The organism is Bradyrhizobium sp. RDI18 (assembly GCF_043203335.1).
Classification (GTDB): domain Bacteria; phylum Pseudomonadota; class Alphaproteobacteria; order Rhizobiales; family Xanthobacteraceae; genus Bradyrhizobium; species Bradyrhizobium retamae.
In genome coordinates, this window is the sequence record NZ_JBICRN010000006.1 from 1,094,985 (window position 1) to 1,114,021 (window position 19,037).

The 19,037-nt window shown below is 63.1% G+C and carries 16 protein-coding genes and 2 pseudogenes; 13 read left to right on the top strand and 5 right to left on the bottom strand.

Going from position 1 to position 19,037, the window contains the following annotated elements; translation table 11 throughout:
- Nucleotides 1-62: 62 nt before the first annotated feature.
- Nucleotides 63-1,826 (bottom strand): ABC transporter ATP-binding protein, encoded by a 1,764-nt coding sequence (locus ACFXS9_RS06305; protein ID WP_392686256.1) that lies wholly within the window; start codon nucleotides 1,824-1,826, stop codon nucleotides 63-65.
- Nucleotides 1,827-2,129: 303 nt separating this feature from the next.
- On the opposite strand from ACFXS9_RS06305, the gene ACFXS9_RS06310 reads away from it, so the two are divergent.
- On the top strand, nucleotides 2,130-3,197 hold the full coding sequence (locus ACFXS9_RS06310) for a glycosyltransferase family 4 protein (RefSeq protein WP_392686259.1): 1,068 nt from the start codon (nucleotides 2,130-2,132) through the stop codon (nucleotides 3,195-3,197).
- A 101-nt stretch (nucleotides 3,198-3,298) separates the two neighbouring features.
- Here the strand turns inward: ACFXS9_RS06310 and ACFXS9_RS06315 are convergent, their stop codons facing one another.
- From ACFXS9_RS06315 to ACFXS9_RS06325, 3 genes are all read right to left on the bottom strand, one after another.
- The gene (locus tag ACFXS9_RS06315) at nucleotides 3,299-5,245 is read right to left on the bottom strand and encodes an alkyl/aryl-sulfatase (RefSeq protein WP_392686261.1); all 1,947 of its coding nucleotides are present in this window, start codon (nucleotides 5,243-5,245) and stop codon (nucleotides 3,299-3,301) included.
- 202 nt (nucleotides 5,246-5,447) lie between these two features.
- A complete protein-coding gene (locus ACFXS9_RS06320; RefSeq protein ID WP_392686264.1) occupies nucleotides 5,448-5,597 on the bottom strand; it encodes a hypothetical protein in 150 nt (49 codons plus the stop codon).
- Nucleotides 5,598-5,742: 145 nt separating this feature from the next.
- Complete coding sequence (locus ACFXS9_RS06325; RefSeq protein WP_392686267.1) at nucleotides 5,743-6,747, bottom strand: ABC transporter substrate-binding protein; 1,005 nt, start codon at nucleotides 6,745-6,747, stop codon at nucleotides 5,743-5,745.
- 99 nt (nucleotides 6,748-6,846) lie between these two features.
- On the opposite strand from ACFXS9_RS06325, the gene ACFXS9_RS06330 reads away from it, so the two are divergent.
- The 7 genes and pseudogenes from ACFXS9_RS06330 to ACFXS9_RS06360 all read left to right on the top strand — a co-directional run bounded on the left by ACFXS9_RS06330 (nucleotide 6,847) and on the right by ACFXS9_RS06360 (nucleotide 13,573).
- Entirely contained in the window at nucleotides 6,847-7,494 is a 648-nt protein-coding gene (locus ACFXS9_RS06330; protein ID WP_392686269.1) for a TetR family transcriptional regulator, read from the top strand.
- Between the two features lie 89 nt (nucleotides 7,495-7,583).
- A complete protein-coding gene (locus tag ACFXS9_RS06335) occupies nucleotides 7,584-8,354 on the top strand; it encodes an ABC transporter permease (protein WP_392686272.1) in 771 nt (256 codons plus the stop codon).
- A 14-nt stretch (nucleotides 8,355-8,368) separates the two neighbouring features.
- Entirely contained in the window at nucleotides 8,369-9,406 is a 1,038-nt protein-coding gene (locus ACFXS9_RS06340) for an NAD-dependent epimerase/dehydratase family protein (protein WP_392687293.1), read from the top strand.
- Complete coding sequence (locus tag ACFXS9_RS06345; protein ID WP_392686275.1) at nucleotides 9,393-10,217, top strand: GNAT family N-acetyltransferase; 825 nt, start codon at nucleotides 9,393-9,395, stop codon at nucleotides 10,215-10,217. The genes ACFXS9_RS06340 and ACFXS9_RS06345 overlap by 14 nt, the downstream gene beginning before the upstream one ends.
- 11 nt (nucleotides 10,218-10,228) lie before the next feature.
- Nucleotides 10,229-11,284 (top strand): dihydrodipicolinate synthase family protein, encoded by a 1,056-nt coding sequence (locus tag ACFXS9_RS06350; protein WP_392686278.1) that lies wholly within the window; start codon nucleotides 10,229-10,231, stop codon nucleotides 11,282-11,284.
- On the top strand, nucleotides 11,272-12,060 hold the full coding sequence (locus ACFXS9_RS06355; protein ID WP_392686281.1) for an ABC transporter ATP-binding protein: 789 nt from the start codon (nucleotides 11,272-11,274) through the stop codon (nucleotides 12,058-12,060). Before ACFXS9_RS06350 ends, ACFXS9_RS06355 begins: the two co-directional genes overlap by 13 nt.
- Nucleotides 12,061-12,191: 131 nt before the next feature.
- Nucleotides 12,192-13,573: pseudogene (locus tag ACFXS9_RS06360) on the top strand (MFS transporter).
- Between the two features lie 39 nt (nucleotides 13,574-13,612).
- Here ACFXS9_RS06360 and ACFXS9_RS06365 read toward each other — a convergent pair.
- On the bottom strand, nucleotides 13,613-14,020 hold the full coding sequence (locus tag ACFXS9_RS06365) for a DUF1772 domain-containing protein (protein ID WP_392686283.1): 408 nt from the start codon (nucleotides 14,018-14,020) through the stop codon (nucleotides 13,613-13,615).
- 116 nt (nucleotides 14,021-14,136) lie between these two features.
- Between ACFXS9_RS06365 and ACFXS9_RS06370 the strand changes: the two genes are divergently transcribed.
- The 5 genes and pseudogenes from ACFXS9_RS06370 (at nucleotide 14,137) to ACFXS9_RS06390 (ending at nucleotide 19,029) form a co-directional block, all read left to right on the top strand.
- Nucleotides 14,137-14,559 (top strand): MarR family winged helix-turn-helix transcriptional regulator, encoded by a 423-nt coding sequence (locus tag ACFXS9_RS06370; protein WP_392686286.1) that lies wholly within the window; start codon nucleotides 14,137-14,139, stop codon nucleotides 14,557-14,559.
- A gap of 181 nt (nucleotides 14,560-14,740) precedes the next feature.
- Nucleotides 14,741-15,190, top strand: coding sequence for a (2Fe-2S)-binding protein (locus ACFXS9_RS06375; RefSeq protein ID WP_392686289.1), 450 nt, complete (start codon nucleotides 14,741-14,743; stop codon nucleotides 15,188-15,190).
- A 10-nt stretch (nucleotides 15,191-15,200) separates the two neighbouring features.
- Complete coding sequence (locus ACFXS9_RS06380) at nucleotides 15,201-17,387, top strand: molybdopterin cofactor-binding domain-containing protein (RefSeq protein ID WP_392686292.1); 2,187 nt, start codon at nucleotides 15,201-15,203, stop codon at nucleotides 17,385-17,387.
- Nucleotides 17,388-17,440: 53 nt separating this feature from the next.
- Nucleotides 17,441-17,734 carry a c-type cytochrome gene (locus ACFXS9_RS06385; RefSeq protein ID WP_392686294.1) on the top strand — a complete coding sequence of 98 codons (294 nt, stop codon included), beginning with the start codon at nucleotides 17,441-17,443 and terminating at the stop codon, nucleotides 17,732-17,734.
- Between the two features lie 12 nt (nucleotides 17,735-17,746).
- Nucleotides 17,747-19,029 (top strand): annotated as a pseudogene (locus tag ACFXS9_RS06390) (FCSD flavin-binding domain-containing protein).
- Nucleotides 19,030-19,037 lie beyond the last annotated feature (8 nt).

The window sequence follows — 19,037 nt, forward strand, 5'->3', positions numbered from 1 at the left end:
CCCTCAAGCGATTTCCTTGCGTTGTGATGGACGCATCGGGACGCAAACGCTACTGCCGCAGATCAGGCCGCGTGGGTCGCGAGACGGCCCATTTCGCGCGCGACCAGTTCGCGGTAAGGGCCCCTTCCCTGCAGGAGAATATCCGGCGGTCCGTCCTCGATGATCCGCCCGCCCTGCAATACCACAACGCGATCAAAATTGCGCAAGGTGGCGAGCCGGTGGGCGATGGCAATCACGGTGCGCCCTCGCATCAACCGCGACAACGCCTCGCGGATCGCCTCTTCGGATTCGCTGTCGAGCGCAGCGGTTGCCTCGTCCAGCAACAGGATCGGCGCGTCTTTCAGGAAGGCGCGCGCGATGGCGATCCGCTGCCGCTGCCCGCCGGAAACCTTGATGCCGCGATCGCCAACCATCGTAGCCATGCCTTCGGGGAGATTCTCGATGAAATCGCAGCGCGCCGCGATCGCCGCGCGCAGCACCTCATCGTCGGTCGCGTTCGGACGTCCGTAGCGGATATTCTCCATGATCGAGCGGTGGAACAGCGAGATGTCCTGCGGCACGACCGAGATCGCCTCGCGCAGGCTCTGCTGCGTCACCCGCGAGATATCCTGGCCGTCGATCATGATGCTGCCGTGCTGGACGTCGTAGAAGCGCTGCAGCAGCACAAACAGGCTGGATTTACCGCCGCCGGAATGGCCGACCAGCCCGACCCGTTGTCCCGGCTGAATGCGCAAGGAGAACTTCTCGAACACCTGAACGCCGCCGGGATAGTGGAACGAGACGTTGTTGAAGGCGACGGCGGCGCCGCTGCGGACCAGTGGCTCGGCCTCGGGATGATCCTTCAATTCGTGCGGCAGCAGCAAGGTGGCGATCGCCTCCGTCAGGCGGGCGACGTGCTGGGTCACGTCGACCAGCGCCACCGCAAGGTCGCGCGTCGCGCTTAGGATCGAGAGCCCGAGCGTACATACCAGCACGACATCGCCGGTGGTCGCCGCGCCCCGCTGCCAGAGCGTGATGACCCACGCCAGCAGCGCGATCGTCAGCAGAATGGTCACAACGGCGTGAAGCAGCCGCAGCTTCTCGAGATAGCGGAGGCTGCGCCCACGGGCGTCGAGTTCCCGCTCGACGGTGGCGTCGAAGCGGTCGTGTTCGTAGCTGAGGCCGCAGAACGCACGGACCAGCGGCAGATTGCTGATGACGTCGACCATCTCGCCGTCCACCGCAGCCGCCTTGTCGGCAAAGTCATCGTGCAGCGGCTTTCCCGCCGCGGCGAGGTGAAACATCGCCATCAGCATGATACCCGCGATGATGATCAAGCCCGCAGACATCGCAAGACTGACGGTTCCTATGAGGAGTATCGCCGAAACGGTCGCGATGCACGGCGGTAACACGTTCCAGACGAACATGTTTTCGACAGTGAAGACGGCATTGGATGTCGCGGTGATACGGCTGGTCAGCATGCCCGGCAGCCGGTCAGAGAAATAGCTGGGGGCGTGACCGGTCAGGTGGCGGAACATGTCACGGCGGAGATCGCCGGTGACGCCGACGAAGGTGAAGCTCGCCGTCCAGCTCGCGACCCGCCATAGCAGATTATCCGCCGCGATCAGCGACATGAGGAAAGCGAATGCCAGCCATACGCTGCTCGCGTGCGACGAACCGGCCGTCAGGCTGTCGACCAGACTCTTCACGCCATATTGCGTGCCCACCGAGCAGGCAACCGCTGCAACGACGGCAGATACGATGACCACATGGGCTCCGCGGCGCCGGCGCAAGTAGCGCAAGACAAATGGAAGCGGCCGCCGCACATACCCTGAAAGATTATCCATGTCGTCTGCAAACCTGTTGAGAGTGAAAGGGAATCCCTAACGCACATCGCGCACGAGGTCGTGAACGGTGCCGCTTCGGGTTTGCTGGCGCGCAGCCATCACCGCGCAACAATTCTGCAGCATCGAAGTCGCCTCAAATCTGTTGGTGTCAGATGGCATCAGCAAGACAGTCGTGTGGAAGAACCAAGATGCGCCGATGATTGGAACTTCGCAGATGCAAGAACGTTCCAGCTTCCGGCACGCCGGTGCCGATCTGCGGGCTGAGGGATTTATCCAACCAACATTCGAAACAGGAGACGAAAGATGCGCATCGCGCAGGTCGCCCCGCTGACGGAGGCTGTTCCCCCCAAACTGTACGGCGGCACCGAGCGGGTGGTGCACTGGCTGACTGAAGAACTGGTAGCGTTAGGGCACGAAGTCACTTTGTTCGCCAGCGGGGATTCCCGCACCTCGGCGAAACTCGATGCGACATGGCCGAAGGCGTTGCGCCTCGACGGCTCAGTGCGGGACCCCAACGCGCTGCACATGGTGATGCTGGAACGCGTGCGGCAGAAATGCGACGATGAAGAGTTCGATTTTCTGCACTTTCATCTCGACTACTATCCATTCTCGCTGTTCTACCGACAGCCGACGCCGTTCCTGACCACCCTGCACGGCAGGCTCGACCTGCCGGAGCATCAGCCGGTATTCAATACCTTCTCCAAGGTGCCGGTGATCTCGATTTCCAACGCGCAGCGTCGGCCGGTGCCGCAGGCCAATTGGCTGCGCACCGTTCACCACGGGCTGCCGGGGAATCTGCTGACGCCGCAGCCGGTGCAGCCGTCCTATTTGGCGGTGCTCGGGCGGATCGCGCCGGAAAAGGGCGTGGATCGCGCCATCAGCATCGCCACCCGATGCGGCATCCCGCTGAAAATCGCGGCCAAGGTCGATCGCGCCGACCAGGACTACTACGACGAGCTGATTTCCCCACTGATCAAGGCCAATCCGCTGGTCGAATACATCGGTGAGATCAGCGACCGCGAAAAGCCCGACTTCCTCAGCGGCGCCATCGGGCTGCTGGTGCCGATCGACTGGCCGGAGCCTTTCGGCCTCGTCATGATCGAGGCCATGGCCTGCGGCACACCGGTGGTTGCCTACAACCGTGGTTCGGTAGCGGAGATCATCGACCCTGGTCTGACAGGTTTCGTCGTGGAAGATGAAACCAGCGCAGTGGCCGTGGTCGATCGACTATCCACGTTGGATCGCGGCGCCATCCGCCGGCAGTTCGAAGCCCGTTTCACGGCGCGCCGCATGGCGCTCGACTATCTTGCTGCGTATCGCGGCCTGATGGAGGAAGAGCCGCGCATCAAGCTCGTGAGCAGCGCGGAATAACGGCGTCCACGCGTCATCGTCATTGCGAGGAGCGAAGCGACGAAGCAATCCATGTCACCGCGAGTGGAGAGATGGATTGCTTCGCTTCGCTCGCAATGACGCTAAGAGGCCGCCGTCCGTTTCGGTTCGACGATCTCGAACATCCGCGGGAATTCGTCCATCAGCATCATCAACTCGCCGAGCCGCACCGAATTACCGCTGACCTGGATCTTGCCGGAGCCGACTGCTTCGGGGAATGTCGTCAGCTTTGCGATCACTTCGTCGAGCACGCTGCGCGGCAACGTGAAGCTGGCGTCGGCATCGGCGGCTCGTGCGCCGGCGACATAGGTCAACGCGCAATTCTCCAGATTGAGGATGAAGGTCTCGCCGGTATCGGTGAAATTCCAGTTCAGGACGATGCGCTTGCCTTCGGCCTTGGGACCGTTGAGGCGCACGCCGAGCACGTCCCAGAGCTGCTCGGTGCGGAGCGCGGCCAGCGTTTCACGCGGCATCGCGGCGCGCGGCGGCGTCTTGGGCATGCCCTGCCGCAGTTCCTGCGCGCCGAACAGATAGGCATTGCGCCAGGTCGAACTTTCGGAAGCATAGCCGAGCTGTTCGAACGTATCGGCGAGTAGCGCCCGTGCCGCCTGGTTGTCGGGATTGGCGAACACCAGATGGCTCACGGCCTGCGCGACGAAGCGGAATTCGCCCTTGGCAAAATCCTCGCGCGCGCGCGTCAGGACGGCGTCCGCGCCGCCCATATACTCGACATACTTTTTGCCCGATCCGACCGGCGGCAGCGGATCGAGATTGACGGGATTGGCGTCGTACCAGCCGAGATACTTTTGGTAGATCGCTTTCACGTTATGCCTGATGTGACCGTAATAGCCACGGCCATGCCACGCGCCCTCAAGGCTCGCTGGCAGGCGGATGGTTTCGGCGATTTCGGCTGCGGTTAGCCCATGGTTCATCAGGCGGATGGTCTGATCATGCGCAAATTTATAGAGATCGCGCTGCTGACGGATCATGGCGTCGATCCGCTCCTGCCCCCAGACCGGCCAATGGTGCTGGCCGCACATCGCATCCGCCTTGCCGCCCCACATCTGCAGGGCCTCACCGAGATATTTCGACCAGGCCAGCGCGTCGCGTACGTCGGCGCCGCGGAACGGCAGCAGGTTATGAAAATTATGCGTGCAGTTTTCCGCAAGGTTGAGAAGCTTGTAACGCGGTATGAAGAAATGCATCTCCGCCGGCGCTTCGCTGTTCGGCGCCATCTGGAATTCGAATTCCACCCCATCGATGGTGCGCCGGTCGCCGGTCGCCATGATCAGATCGGTCGGACGGACGAGTGCGACCGCCCCGGCCGCCATGGTCTTGCCTAGCCCGCAATCGACCTGCCCGCGCACGCCTTTCGCAAGAAACGGCCCGAACTGATATTGCGCGCGCCGCAACATGGCCGGACCGGCAATGATGTTTTCCGAAACCGCATGCTCCATGAACAGATTGGGCGCAATGATCGGCACGCTGCCGCCGGTAGGTGTTGCGTCGTCGAGCACGCCGCGCGCGCCGCCCCAATGGTCGGTGTGGGTATGGGTGAAGATCACGGCCGCAACCGGGCGCTTGCCGCGGTGCTGGAAGTAGAGCTGCATCGCCGCCCGCGCGCCTTCGATCGAGGTCAGCGTATCCACCACGATCACGCCGCTATCGCCCTCGATCAGCGTCATGTTGGCGATGTCGAGCCCGCGCACCTGGTAGGCGCCGGGCACCACCTCGAACAGGCCGTGATGCATGTTGAGGCGCGACTGCCGCCACAGGCTGGGATCGACCGTCGGCGGCGCTTCTTCCGCGGACAGGAAACCGTAAGGCTCCAGGCTCCAGACCACCCGGCCCTGAGGCGACGTAATTCTCGCATTCTCGATCGTGCCGAGGAAGCCGCGCGCGGCGTCGTCGAAATCACGCCTGTCGGAGAACGGCAGCGCCTTCAGCGTCGCCGCATGCTGCGCGATGACGGAGGCGGACGCTTCCTTTGGAGACTCCTTGCGCGCTTCGATCGTGGCTGGTTGGCTCATTGTTGTGGGCTCCCTTACGCAGAAGAAACAGAAAGGTCGAAATTCGAACGGCGTCAGTGCGAAACCCTCGAACCGGCCGCCGTTACGTTATATTGCCGCCGCTCAGGACGGATGTGCGGACAGATATGGCGAGTTGGCAATCGACCAGGGCGGCATCGGCTCCATGCGAAAGATCTGCCGCAGATGGACTTCATCGGGCCCGTCACCGATCCGCAGCAGGCGACCCCAGGCCAGCGCCTGATGGATCGGCGTATCGTCGGAGCCGCCATGCGCAACGATAGGTCAACAGGCGCGCCCGCTCGAGCTCGACGCGGGATTCGGCGATCCAGCGCTGCACGGTGTCGTATTGCATTACGGTACGTCCGAACGGGATGGTCCGAAGGACCCGACCTCAGATGCGCAATTGCGCATCGGGGAATCTCGAGATTCTCAGGTGTGCAACTGCGCACCATAGTTCGATGCTTCGCATCGCCCCGGAATGACAGCGCTTAAAGTCCTCACTTCTTCACCTTGCTGGCATCCATCTTGATGCCGGTATCCAGCATCCTGGTCGAGAACGCAGTATTCACGTCGAACGGCTTTTCCATGCCGAGATAGGTCTGCACCAGCTCGTAATCCTTCTTCATCCGCTCGGCATCGATCCAGCCGAGCGCCTTGGTCGTCGTGAATTCGTCTGTCATCAGGAACTTGATGCGCTCCCACTGCCGCTGCTGGTTTTCCTTGTCGAGACCCGAGGCTTGGTCAAGCAGCGCCTTGAGGCAGGGCGCGACGTCGGCGACGCAGGCGGCGTAGGCCTTCTGGCTGATCTTGACGAATTCCTCGACCAGCTTTGGATTCTTTTGCAGATAGGCGCCGTTGACGATCAGCGAATTGCCGTAAGGGTTCAGCCCGATATCCTTCCAGTTGACGTAGCCGAGATCGGCGCCGAACTCGATCACCTTCAGATCGTGCTCGTTGTAGAAATCGCTGATGATATCGACGGTATGGCTCTTCAGCGCCGCGATCTTGGCGGTCGGGCCGACATTGACGAAGCTTACTGAATCTGGCGCGATGCCGGCCGCCTTTGCAAAGGCCGGCCACATCACCCGTGACGCGTCGCCCGGCGGATTGCCGATCTTGTGATTCGGAAAGTCCTTCGGTCCGTTCACGCCATAGCTCTTCAGCCAGTAGAAGGTCTGTCCGGTGTTGGCGTAGATGCTCATCAGCGCCACCACGTCGGCGCCCTTGCTCTTGGCCACCAGCGCGGTCGCGAGATCCGCGATGCCGAACGGCGAGCCGCCGGAGCCGACCTTCAGCGATGAGACGCCGGAGCCTTTGCCGACCTCGATCGTGAGATCGATGCCGGCCTTCTCGTACCAGCCTTTGGACTTGGCGTAATAGAACGGCGAATGATCGGCCGTCGGCGTCCAGTTCAGGATCAGGTTAACGGACTCGGCGGCCGTAGAGGGCGCAGCCGGCACGGCAAGCGCAAGCGCCAATCCTGCAATTCGCAAAGCCTTCATTGCACCCTCCTCGTTCTGCAACCCGATCTTGTCGCCGCGCATCTGTGACGCTACCAATGCAACAAGGGACCAGACGACTTGTCAACTATTTGGTTGGAAATGCCGAAAAAACGTTCTGACGATACCAGGCCGCAGCGGCGCGATCCGGCCGCGACCCGCAAAAAGCTGCTGACGGCGGCGCGGCGCGAATTCGCCAGCAGTGGCCTCGCCGGCGCCCGGGTCGACGAGATCGCCGCGCGGGCGGGCGTCAACAAGCAGCTTGTCTATCACTATTTCGGCGACAAGGATGCGCTATATCTGGCGGTGCTGGAATGGGTCTATGAGGAGATCCGCGCCCAGGAGCGCAAGCTCAATCTTGAGGGACTGCCGCCTGAACAAGCGATCAAGAAGCTGATAGAAAGTTCCTTCGATCACCTCGCCGCGCATCCGGACTTCATCGTGCTGTTGAACGACGAAAACCGCGGCGGTGCCCGGCATGTGCGCGGATCGCGAAAACTGGAAGCGATGCATTCGCCGCTGGTCAGCCTGGTTTCGACCATTCTCGGCGACGGCGTGAAGGCCGGCATATTCCGTAAAGGCATCAACCCCGTGCACCTCTATATCTCGATCGCCGGGCTCAGCTATTTTTACTTCTCGAACACGCCGACCCTGTCGGCGATCTTCGGCAAGGACCTGTCGAGCCGGGCCGCGCGGCAGGCGCGCCGCAGGCACGTGGTCGACCTGGTGATGCATTCGCTGCGGCCCTAATCAACCGGATGGTTGATTACTGGCAGGGGCCGCGGTAGATTGCCGCCGCGCGGCGGGGAACCGGCCACGCATCCAAAGGGAGCGCACGGGTGTTCAGCGGTGACGGCGGATCGGCACGGTCTTTCGCGATCATCCTGATCGTGCATCTGGCCGTGATCGTGCTCTGGCAGGTTCTGGTCGACGCCTTCCAGGTGCCGAAATTCATTCTGCCGTCGCCACTCGCGACCGTCGCAACGCTGGGTTCTCCCAGCTATGCGTGGCCCTCCAATCTCGCGGTGACGGCCATCGAAATTCTCGGCGGGTTCTGCCTCGGCGCGCTGGTCGGCATCATGCTGGCCGTGCTGTTCACCTGGTCGCCGCTGGTCAGCCTTCTGCTGCTGCCGCTGTTCGTGACGCTGAACATGATCCCGAAAGTGGCGCTGGGACCGCTGTTCATCGTCTGGTTCTCCTACGGCATCTTTCCGAACATCCTGATCGCGTTTTCGATTTGCTTCTTTCCGATCCTGCTCACCACTGCGCGTGGATTGAGCGAGGTGGAACCGGACCTGCTGGATCTCGTGAAGTCGCTGCGCGGTTCGCGATGGACGTTGTTCCGAAAGATCCAGTTGCCCGGTGCGTTGCCTTACGTGTTTTCAGGAATGAAAGTCGGCGCCATCCTGGCGGTTGCCGGCGCAATCGTCGGTGAGTTCATCGCCTCCGAGCGCGGCCTCGGTTACCTCATGATCCAGGTGCAGTCTTCGCTCGATACGCCGGCGATGGTGATGGCGGTGGTGCTCCTGACATTGCTCGGTGTGGCGCTGTATGGGCTCGTGCTCGGCTTAGAGCGGATGTTCGTCGTCCGTGACATCCGGCCGCAATAAGACGGGAAATGAAGATGCTGCTGACGCGCGAAAACCTGCCGCAGACGATCGCCGATATCACCGCACTTGACGAGCTGTTGTGCCGCCCGAGCCAGGCATTGATCGACGATTTGCGCAAGGTCGACGGCGATATCATGATCCTGGGTGTCGCCGGCAAGATGGGGCCGACGCTGGCCGGCCTTGCCAAGGCGACCACGCCGGAGCGCCGCGTGATCGGCGTCGCCCGGTTCAGCGATCCCGCCGTCAAGGATTGGCTGCAGGCGCGCGGCGTCGAGACCATCAATTGCGACCTGCTCGACGAAAGCGCCATCAAGGCGCTCCCGAAAATTCCGAATATCGTCTTCATGGCCGGACGCAAGTTCGGCGCCGAGGGCGACCTCTCGCTGACCTGGGCGATGAATTCGCACGTCCCTGCCCTGGTCGCGCAGGCCTTCGCGACGTCACGTATCGTCGCGTTCTCGACCGGCTGCGTTTATCCGTTCGTGCCGGTCAACGGCAAGGGCTCGGCCGAGGATATGGCGCCCGATCCGCCGGGCGAATATGCGCAATCCTGCGTCGGGCGCGAGCGCATGTTCGAGTATTTCTCACGCAAGCATGGAACGCCTGGACGTCTGTTCCGGCTAAACTACGCGATCGACATGCGTTACGGCGTGCTGCACGATATCGCGAGCAAGGTGCTGCAGGGCCAGCCGATCGACGTCAGCCTCGGCCATGTCAATTTCATCTGGCAAGGCGACGCTTCCTCGCAGGCGCTGCGCTGTCTGGCGCATTGCGAGACGCCGACCTCGCCGATCAATGTCAGTGGCCACGAGATCCTGGCGGTGCGCGACCTCGCCGCAAAATTCGGCCAGCGCTTCGGCCGCGCGCCCGTGATTGTCGGTAAAGAGGAGCCGACGGCGTGGCTCACCGACACGTCGCAGGCGGTGAAACTATTCGGCTTGCCGATCGTCGATACCGAGCAGCTCATCAGTTGGACCGCCGATTGGGTGTCGCGTTCGATGCCGAGCCTCGGCAAGCCCACCAAATACGAGGTGCGCGATGGCCGCTATTGAGCCCATCGACATCGTCGAACTGGGGGTTGGCGACGCACAGGCCGGACTTGCCTTATCGACCGAAGCTGGCTGGAACCAGAACGAAGCCGACTGGCGCTTTTTCCTGAGCCAAGGGGTCGTATTCGGCGCGCGCGACGGCGACCGGTTGGTGGCATCAGCGGCGCTGCTGCCCTACTCGGCCGGCAATGCCTGGATCAGCATGGTGCTGGTGACCGCCAACTTTCGCCGCCGCGGCCTTGCGACCAGGCTCGTCGATATCTGCCTGGAAGCGGCCGCGCTGCGCCGGCTCACAACCTGGCTTGATGCCACGCCGGCTGGCGCGACCGTCTATGGTCCGCTCGGTTTTGCGCCGACGCTGCAACTGCGGCGGTTGCGGTTGGAAAAGCCGCAAGGCACCACAGCGGCAAGGCCGCCCGCGGCTGGCAACCTCGAAGCCCTGGCCGCGCGCGATGCCAGCGCGATGGGATTCGACCGCAGCACATTGCTGTCGGAATTTGCTGCGCGCCCGGGTTCTCGCATCGTGTCGGATGCTCGAGCCATGGCCTTGATCCGCGATGGGCGCACCGCACGGCACATCGGTCCAGTCCTGGCCGATCACGCCGATCAGGCGTTGGCATTGGTCGCCGCCATCACTAGCTCCGAGACCGGCCCCTGGCTGATCGACGCCGTTCAATCTCAGGACGCGTTTCTGAACGGTCTCGTTCGCTCAGGCTGGAATATCGAGCGGCCGTTTCAGCGCATGCGCTTTGGCTCCGCGACTGCCTCGCCCGCGCAACCGCCGTTCGCCGTCGCCGGCCCGGAATTCGGATAGGAACAGCCGCCATGCATCATAGCGAAATCGAGGCCGAGGTTCGAAAGCTGATCGCCGACGGCACCGTGCTTCCTGCCCATCCGCTCGCGCTCGACGCCAACCGCGCACTCGATGTGCGGCACCAGCGGGCGCTGACGCGTTATTACCTCGATGCTGGTTCCGGAGGATTGGCCGTGGGCGTGCACACCACGCAATTCGCGATCCGCGACGTCGGCATGTACCGTCCGGTGCTGGAGCTGGCGGCCGAAACCGCCGCCTCATGGACCAAGCGGCCGGTCGCGATGGTCGCAGGCCTGGCCGGTTCGACACAGCAGGCTGTTGCAGAGGCGCAGACGGCACGCGGCATCGGCTACCACGCCGGCCTGCTCAGCCTGGCTGCGATGAAATCGGCTTCCGAGGACGAGATCATCGCGCATTGCGAGGCAGTGGCACGCGAGATCCCGCTGATCGGCTTCTATTTGCAGCCGGCCGTCGGCGGCGTGATCCTTAGCGCCAATTTCTGGAAGCGCTTTGCGGCCATCGATAACGTCATCGCGATCAAGATCGCTCCGTTCAATCGCTATCGGACGCTGGACGTGCTGCGTGGGGTGGCTGCGGCGAACGCACTTGACCGCGTCGCGCTCTATACCGGCAACGACGATCACATCCTGCTTGACCTCACTTTGCCGTTCGACCTCCGCGACACGGGCGTCACCACGCGAGCATACTTCAAGGGCGGTCTGCTCGGGCACTGGTCGGTGTGGACCGCGAGCGCGATCAGGCAGTTCGAGATGTGCAAGGCGGCACGCGGCAAGGACACCGTGCCGGCCGATCTCTTGGCGCTCGACGCGCGTGTCACCGATTGCAACAGCGCGTTCTTCGACGTTGCCAATAATTTTCACGGCTGCATCGCCGGTTGCCACGAAATCCTGCGGCGGCAGGGATTGATGCAAGGTCTCTGGTGTCTCGATCCAGCCGAAGGGCTGAGCCCGGGCCAGATGCAGGAGATCGACCGCGTCTGCCGCGAGCATGCCGATCTCTCCGACGACGCCTTCGTGAAGGCGAACCTGCAGAAATGGCTGGCATGACGGCGGACGAGCCCTTCATCAGCCTGCGCAACGTCCGCAAGGTCTACCGGTCCAAGGGCGCGGAATTCCTCGCCGTCTCCGACGTCACCATGGACGTGAAGGAAGGCGAACTGGTTTCGCTGGTCGGCCCGTCCGGCTGCGGCAAGACCACCGTGCTGAAGATCCTGGCCGGATTGCATGACGCCGACGGCGGCACGATCAAGATCGGTAATGCGAAAACGCCGTTCGACCCCGCGCGCGACATCGGCATGGTGTTCCAGCAGGCCCTGCTGCTGAAATGGCGAACCATTTTGGACAACGTGCTGCTGCCGGCTGAAATCGTCGGCCTGCCGATGAAGGCTGCGCGGAGCCGCGCCCGCGATCTGCTCAACCTGGTCGGCCTCGCCGGTTATGAAGAAAAGTATCCGCAGCAATTGTCCGGCGGCATGCAGCAGCGCACGGCCATCGCCCGCGCCTTCATTCACGATCCCAAGCTGATCCTGATGGACGAGCCGTTCGGCGCGCTCGACGCGCTGACCCGCGAGCAGATGAACCTCGAAATGCTGCGGATCTGGCGCGAAAGCGGCAAGACCATCCTGTTCGTAACGCACTCGATCCAGGAAGCGGTGTTCCTCGCCTCGCATTGCGCCGTGCTCACCGCAGGTCCGGCGCGAATGGCGGAATATTTCCCGATCGAGCTGCCGTTTCCCCGCGCATTGCCGATCAAGACCACGGATGAGTTCGGCGCCTATGCGCGGCGAATTTATACGAGGCTGGGGCTGAGCCCTGGGACATAGCCCGCAGGCGCCAGAATTCCGCCGGCCCACTTCGCATACGCATCATGCAACGGAGAGCCTGTGGCCGGTGCAGCGCCCGTAGTACACGCCATCCTAGCGCGCGTCCGCGCCGGCGTGGAGAGCCCGACATAATGTCCGCAGACGTAACCCCAAAACCATCAGCCACGCCCATCGACGGCCTGCCGCCGGAACTCAGGCGCTGGGCGGTGGCGGCGATCTTTACCGCGCTGGCGCTGGCCTCGCTGGATACGGCGATCGCCAACATCGCGCTGCCCGCCATCGCGGCCGACCTCCATGTCAGCCCGGCCGACGTGGTCTGGGTCGTCAATATCTACCAAATCGCGCTGGTCGCGACGCTGCTGCCGCTCGGCGAAATCGTCGGTCATCAGCGCATCTATATCGGCGGCCTCGTGCTGTTCACGCTGGCCTCGCTCGGCTGCGCCTTGGCGTGGTCGCTGCCGAGCCTGACTGCGGCGCGGGCGCTGCAGGGGCTGGGCGCCAGCGGCATCATGAGCGTGAATGCGGCGCTGGTCCGTTTCGTTTATCCGACGCACATGCTGGGGCGCGGCTTCGGACATAACGCGCTCGTGGTCGGAACGGCATTCACCTTCGGTCCGACCATTGCGTCCGCGATCCTTGCGATCGGAACATGGCCCTGGCTGTTCGCGATCAACCTTCCCTTCGGCCTGATCGCAATCTGGATCGGCCTGAAGACCTTGCCCAAAACGCCGCGCGCGAAACATGCGTTCGATTTTGCGAGCGCAGCGCTGACCGCAAGCTGTCTCGGGCTGTTCATCATCGGCATCGGCAGCGCGGCACATCAGGCGCCGCCCGTCCTTGTCGGAGTGGCGCTTGGCGCGGCATTGCTGCTCGGCTGGATCATGACCCGACGGGATGCGAACCATCCGGCGCCGATGTTGCCGATCGACCTGTTCCGGCGGCCGATGTTCGCGCTGTCGGCCGCCACGTCGGTCTGCACATTCGCGGTGCAGGGATTGGCCTTCGTTTCGCTGCCCTTCTACTTCGAGGACGTGCTGCATCGCTCCCAGGTCGAAACCGGCTTCTTCATGACGCCCTGGCCGCTGGTGGTGGCGATCATGGCGCCGATCGGAGGCCGGCTCTCCGATCGCTATCCTGTCGGCATTCTCGGCGGCCTCGGGCTGGTATTGCTCGGCATCGGCATGGCACTGCTGGCAACGCTGCCTTCGGATCCTAGCGTTGCCAGCATCGTCTGGCGCACGGTGATTTGCGGAATCGGATTCGGCTTCTTTCAAACGCCGAATTTGCGGGCGCTGATGTCGAGCGCGCCGCCGCACCGCAGTGGCAGCGCGAGCGGCATCGTCGCAACTGCTCGTCTGACCGGGCAGACACTCGGCGCCGCGCTCGCGGCCCTTTGCTTTGGGCTGGCCGGTCACGACGGTGCGACGGTCGTGCTGATGCTGGGGCCGGATTTGCCGCGCTCGGAAGCCTGATGAGTTTCCTGCGTCTGACGGTGGGCACCGAAAAGACATGATGCAACGCGGGGCACGCGCGCTGTTCGTGTTCGCTCCGCCTAATTGAGCGCCCACAGATAGGCCAGCGTTGCCGCGATCCCAAGACCCGTTCTGACCGCGTGCAACCCTCCCCACTTCACGATCAGCGCACGTGACCGCGGGCCGGCGTCCTTCTCGTCGATAGCGTTCAGCAGGCGGTTTGTCGGCATGATGCCGATCAGCGTATAGGGCCAGTTGGCGAGAATAAGCACCGCGCCGACGATCCAGCGCCAGTCCCCCGTCAGCCAGGCAGCGGTCAGACCGAGCACGCCGGAAATGACTGCGCAACTCGCCTGCATCGCAAAGCCGCGCGCGTAGCTTGGTTTCCACTGCCTCAACAGGCCCCGGTCATCGAGGCTGAGACGCGCCGGCTGTTCGGCGAAGTTGATGAAGAAGGCGGCACCGGCGAACGCCGCCGCGACGACCATTGCAAGCTGTCCTGCAAACATTATTCACTCCACACTTTGCCAATTGACAATATATTGTCATCTTGGATACTAATTGTCAAATGACAACGAAACGACATACGCCCGGCGGTCAGGCTTTGACCGAGCTGGTTCTCGCCGTGTTCCGCCTCAATGGACGCCTGCTCGCGGCGGGTGACCGGCTTGTTTCGGACCTCGGCCTTACCAGCGCGCGCTGGCAGGTGCTGGGCGCAATCGCGCTTGCGCCAAGTCCGCAACCGGTGGCCTGGCTTGCGCGCAGCATGGGACTCAATCGACAGGGAGTTCAGCGCATTGTGAACGAGATGGCAGAGGATGGCCTCGTGGAGCTGCGGACCAACCCAAATCACCGCCGCGCGCACCTCGTCGCGCTAACCAGGCGTGGGCAGGAAGCCTTCGAAACCGCCAGCGCGCTCCAGGTTCCGTGGGCAAATGCCCTTGCGAAGGGGCTTAGTCCCGAAGAGCTCGCCGCGATGACCCGCATCGCGAAGCTGCTGAGCGAGCGCCTTGATGAGTCCGCCTAGGCTCTATCCCCCGAACGAAGGACACCCGATCGGCCAGGTTGCGGAAACCTGGCGTAACACCGGCGGATCGACTTTCTTCCCGTTCGTCAAGCGCGCGTTTTCTTGATTTGAACTGTTCTATTTTCTCGGATCACATCGCGCCCGGTTCAATTGGCGAATTGGACTCGAAAAGGGACATGCGATGGCAAACCTCACGATAAACGGCAAAACAATCAATGTGGACGTCGAAGATGACACGCCACTGCTCTGGGCTATCAGGGAGAATGTCGGGCTGACCGGCACCAAATATGGGTGCGGGATTGCGCTATGCGGCGCCTGCACGGTTCACGTCGACGGGGTCGCGATGCGCTCCTGCGGCATGACGGTCAGCGAGGCCGTCGGCAAGCAGATCACCACGATCGAAGGTCTTGCCTCGGAAGGCGCGTTGCACAAGGTGCAGCAGGCATGGGTAGCCAACGACGTCCCGCAATGCGGCTTTTGCCAGAGCGGCATGATCATGGCGGTCGCAGCCCTTCTCAAGGAAAATCCGAAGCCGACCGACCAGGATATTAACGAGGCCATCAACAATATCTGCCGATGCGGGACCTTCCAGCAGGTCCGCGAGGCGATCCACGCCGCCGCGAACGCTTGAGGGGGACGCCATGAACAAGCACGTCATGCCCAAACTCAATCGCCGCAGCTTTGTGATCGGCACGGCTGCCGCCGGCGCCGGCCTCGCACTCGGTCTCGATATTCCCTTCGGCGGGCCGACCGTGGTCCGCGCTGCCGACGGCTCACCCGAAGTCAACGTCTGGGTGGTGATCCGCCCCGACAATACGACTGTAATTCGCGTCGCCCGCTCGGAGATGGGCCAGGGCACCCTCACCGGCCTCGCCCAGCTCGTCGCCGAAGAACTCGAATGCGACTGGTCCAAAGTCGTCACCGAATATCCGACGCCGGGTCAAAGTGTCGCACGCAAGCGCGCGTGGGGCGATTTCTCGACCGGCGGCAGCCGTGGCATCCGCTCCAGCCAGGACTATGTCCGCAAGGGCGGCGCCACCGCGCGCGTGATGCTGGTGCAGGCGGCCGCGAACGAGTGGAAAGTGCCGGCATCGGAATGCACCGCGGCCAATAGCGTCATCACCCACACGCCGTCGGGCAGGACGACGACGTACGGCAAGGTAGTTGAAGCCGCGGCGAAGCTCGAGCCGCCGGCGGACGTCAAGCTGAAGGATCCCAAGGACTGGAAGATCGCCGGCAAGGGCGTCAAGCGGCTCGACACCGTCGACAAGACCACGGGCGCGATGATCTACGGCATGGACATCAAGCTGCCCGGCATGCTCAACGCCGCGATCAAGGATGCGCCGGTCTTCGGCAGCAAGCTGAAAAGCTATGACGAGGCCAAGATCACCGGCATGAAGGGTGTCAAGAAGGTGGTGAAGGTCGGCGACAGCGCCGTCGCCGTCGTCGCCGATACCTGGTGGCACGCCAAGACCGCGCTCGACGCGCTGCCGATCGTCTGGGACGAAGGCGAGAACGCCAAGGTCTCCAGCGAGTCGATCGCCAAATGGCTGGCCGAGGGTCTCGACAATTCGCAGCCGGCCTATATCGGCAACCAGAACGGCGACGCCAAGACCGCGATTGCCTCTGCCGTAAAGAAGGTCGAGGCGGTCTACAACTATCCCTACCAGAATCACGCCACGATGGAGCCGCTGAACGCCACCGCGCTCTATACGCCGGATAAATGCGAGGTCTGGTGCGGCACGCAGAACGGCGAAGCGGCATTTGCCGCCACGCTCGAAGCGTCGGGATTGCCGGCTGAAAAATGTGAGGTGCACAAGCTCATCCTCGGCGGCGGTTTCGGCCGTCGCGGCATGACCGATTACGTCCGGCAAGCGGTTCTCATCGCCAAGGAGATGCCGGGCACGCCGGTCAAGTTGTTGTGGTCGCGGGAAGAGGACATGGCGCAAGGCAAGTTTCATCCGGTCACGCAATGCAAGATGACCGGGGCCTTCGATGCCGATAACAATCTCACGGCGCTACATGTGCGATTGTCCGGTCAGTCGATCCTGTACACGGTGCGTCCGGCAGCGCTGGTGAACGGCATGGATACGGCTGCGTTCCAGGGCTTGAGTCCTTCCGGCGACGCGGCGATCGGCTACTCCGTGCCGAATCTCTTGGTCGAGCATTCCATGCGCAATCCGCACGTTCCACCCGGCTTCTGGCGCGGCGTCAACGTCAACCAGAATGCCATCTACATGGAATGCTTCATGGATGAATTGGCGCATTCGGTGGGCCAGGATCCGGTGGAATTCCGCCGCAAGCTGATGAGCAAGCATCCAAAACATCTCGCCGTTCTCAATGCGGTGGCCGACAAGATCGGCTGGGGCAAGCCCGCGCCGCAAGGCGTCTATCGCGGGATCGCGCAGGTGATGGGCTACGGCAGCTATGTCGCGGGCGCCGCGGAAATCTCGGTCATCGACGACGGCAAGATCAAGGTGCATCGCATAGTCGCCTCGACCGACCCCGGCTACATCGTCAACCCGGCGCAGGTCGAGCGGCAGATTGCCGGCTCCTTCGTCTACGGCCTGTCCGCCCTGTTCTACGGCGGCTGCACGGTGAAGGACGGCAAGATCGAGCAGACCAACTTCGACACCTACGATTCAATGCGCATTGCCGCGATGCCGAAGGTGGAATGCGTCATGGTGCCGAGCGGCGGCTTCTGGGGCGGCGTCGGCGAGCCGACTATCGGCGTCGCCGCACCCGCGGTGCTCAACGCCTACTTCGCGGCAACCGGCAAGCGGATCCGTTCGGTCCCGCTGAAGGACCAGAACATCACGTTTGCCTGACCGTAACGGGCGGCGGCCTCTCCGGCCGCCGCTCGCTTATCGAGAGATTTCTGATGAAAGCCTTGCGTGCCGTCATCGGGCTGGCAACGGTCATGGCGTCGAGCCTGCCGGTGCTTGCGGCTTCCGATCCCCCGCCCGGCGCGGCATCCTGCTCCGGCTGCCACTCCCGTGGGGTGACCGGTTCGTCCGTTTCGCGGCTGAACGGCCGCGACGCCGGCGAGATCGCGACTGCGATGGCTGGATTTCGCGACGGCTCGCTTCCCGCTACGGTAATGAACCGCATCGCCAAGGGCTTTTCCGACGATGAGTCGCGCGCGATGGCGGCGTGGCTCGCGGCACAAAAGTAAGGGGCCGCCAGCATGGGCGTAAGCCGTCGCATCAGCCGCCGGAAGTTCTGCAGCGCCAGCGCGGCCGCCGCGGTGACGGCCTTGGCGTCTCCGCTGCCCGCGTTGGCGCAATCCGCGGCGCGCATCGTCGTGATCGGCGGCGGCTTCGGCGGTGCGAGTTGTGCGCGCGCGCTGAAACAGATCGATCCGAAATTGCAGGTCACGCTGGTCGAGCCGAACCGGACCTTCACCGCCTGCCCGTTCAGCAACAATGTCATCGCCGGACTGCGTTCGATCGAGGAGCAAAAATTCGGTTACGACAAGATCGCCGCCAGCGGCATCACCGTGGTGGCGCTGGAAGCAACGACCATCAATGCAGCGGCGCGGACCGTGGGGCTCGCCGACGGCACCTCGCTCGCCTACGACCGCCTGGTGCTGTCTCCCGGAATCGAACTGCGTTTCGACGCCCTGCCGGGCTACGGCGAAGCCGCCGCGGCGAAGATGCCGCATGCCTGGAAAGCGGGCGAGCAACGCTGTTGCTGCGCAAGCAACTCGAGGCCATGGACGATGGCGGTCTGGTGGTGATCGCAGCTCCCGCCAACCCTTTCCGTTGCCCGCCGGGACCTTACGAACGGGCCTGCCTGATTGCGCACTATCTAAAGACCAAGAAGCCGCGTTCGAAGCTGATCATCCTTGATGCAAAGGATACCTTCTCCAAGCAACGTCTGTTTCAGAACGCCTGGAAGGAGCTTTACCCGGGGATGGTCGAATGGATTTCGCTATCTCAGGGCGGCAAGGTGAATGCCGTCGATCCGGCGACCAACACTCTGATCACCGATTTCGGCAATCATACCGCCCAGGTCGCCAACGTTATTCCACCGCAACGGGCCGGCCGCATCGCGGCTATTGCGGGCGCGACCGATAACACCGGCTGGTGCGCGATCGATCCTGTCACTTTCGAATCCAGATCGGCACCGAACATCCATGTCATCGGCGACGCCTGTCTCGCCGGCGCGATGCCAAAATCCGCATTCTCGGCGAATGCGCAGGCCAAGACTTGCGCAAGCGCGATTGCCACCCTGGTCGCCGGCGGATCGCCAGCCGCGCCGAAGCTGATCAATACCTGCTACAGTCTGGCAGCCCCCGACTATGGCGTCTCGATTGCCGGCGTATACCATCCGAAGAATGGATCGCTTGCCGACGTTGAAGGCGCCGGCGGCGTTAGTCCGCTGGAGGCGTCACGCGATTTCCGCGCCCGCGAGGCCGACTATGCGCAATCCTGGTTCGCGACCATTACGGCGGAAGTCTTTGGCTAGACGCACCT

Excerpts from the sequence above, each read along its gene's own strand:
- ACFXS9_RS06375 (WP_392686289.1), top strand. The coding sequence starts at position 14,741 with ATGGCAAACCTCACGATAAACGGCAAAACAATCAATGTGGACGTCGAA.
- ACFXS9_RS06355 (WP_392686281.1), top strand. The coding sequence starts at position 11,272 with ATGGCTGGCATGACGGCGGACGAGCCCTTCATCAGCCTGCGCAACGTC.
- ACFXS9_RS06305 (WP_392686256.1), bottom strand. The coding sequence starts at position 1,826 with ATGGATAATCTTTCAGGGTATGTGCGGCGGCCGCTTCCATTTGTCTTG.
- ACFXS9_RS06330 (WP_392686269.1), top strand. The coding sequence starts at position 6,847 with ATGCCGAAAAAACGTTCTGACGATACCAGGCCGCAGCGGCGCGATCCG.
- ACFXS9_RS06350 (WP_392686278.1), top strand. The coding sequence starts at position 10,229 with ATGCATCATAGCGAAATCGAGGCCGAGGTTCGAAAGCTGATCGCCGAC.
- ACFXS9_RS06385 (WP_392686294.1), top strand. The coding sequence starts at position 17,441 with ATGAAAGCCTTGCGTGCCGTCATCGGGCTGGCAACGGTCATGGCGTCG.
- ACFXS9_RS06320 (WP_392686264.1), bottom strand. The coding sequence starts at position 5,597 with ATGCAATACGACACCGTGCAGCGCTGGATCGCCGAATCCCGCGTCGAG.
- ACFXS9_RS06340 (WP_392687293.1), top strand. The coding sequence starts at position 8,369 with ATGCTGCTGACGCGCGAAAACCTGCCGCAGACGATCGCCGATATCACC.
- ACFXS9_RS06345 (WP_392686275.1), top strand. The coding sequence starts at position 9,393 with ATGGCCGCTATTGAGCCCATCGACATCGTCGAACTGGGGGTTGGCGAC.
- ACFXS9_RS06310 (WP_392686259.1), top strand. The coding sequence starts at position 2,130 with ATGCGCATCGCGCAGGTCGCCCCGCTGACGGAGGCTGTTCCCCCCAAA.
- ACFXS9_RS06365 (WP_392686283.1), bottom strand. The coding sequence starts at position 14,020 with ATGGTCGTCGCGGCGGCGTTCGCCGGTGCCGCCTTCTTCATCAACTTC.
- ACFXS9_RS06315 (WP_392686261.1), bottom strand. The coding sequence starts at position 5,245 with ATGAGCCAACCAGCCACGATCGAAGCGCGCAAGGAGTCTCCAAAGGAA.
- ACFXS9_RS06325 (WP_392686267.1), bottom strand. The coding sequence starts at position 6,747 with ATGAAGGCTTTGCGAATTGCAGGATTGGCGCTTGCGCTTGCCGTGCCG.
- ACFXS9_RS06380 (WP_392686292.1), top strand. The coding sequence starts at position 15,201 with ATGAACAAGCACGTCATGCCCAAACTCAATCGCCGCAGCTTTGTGATC.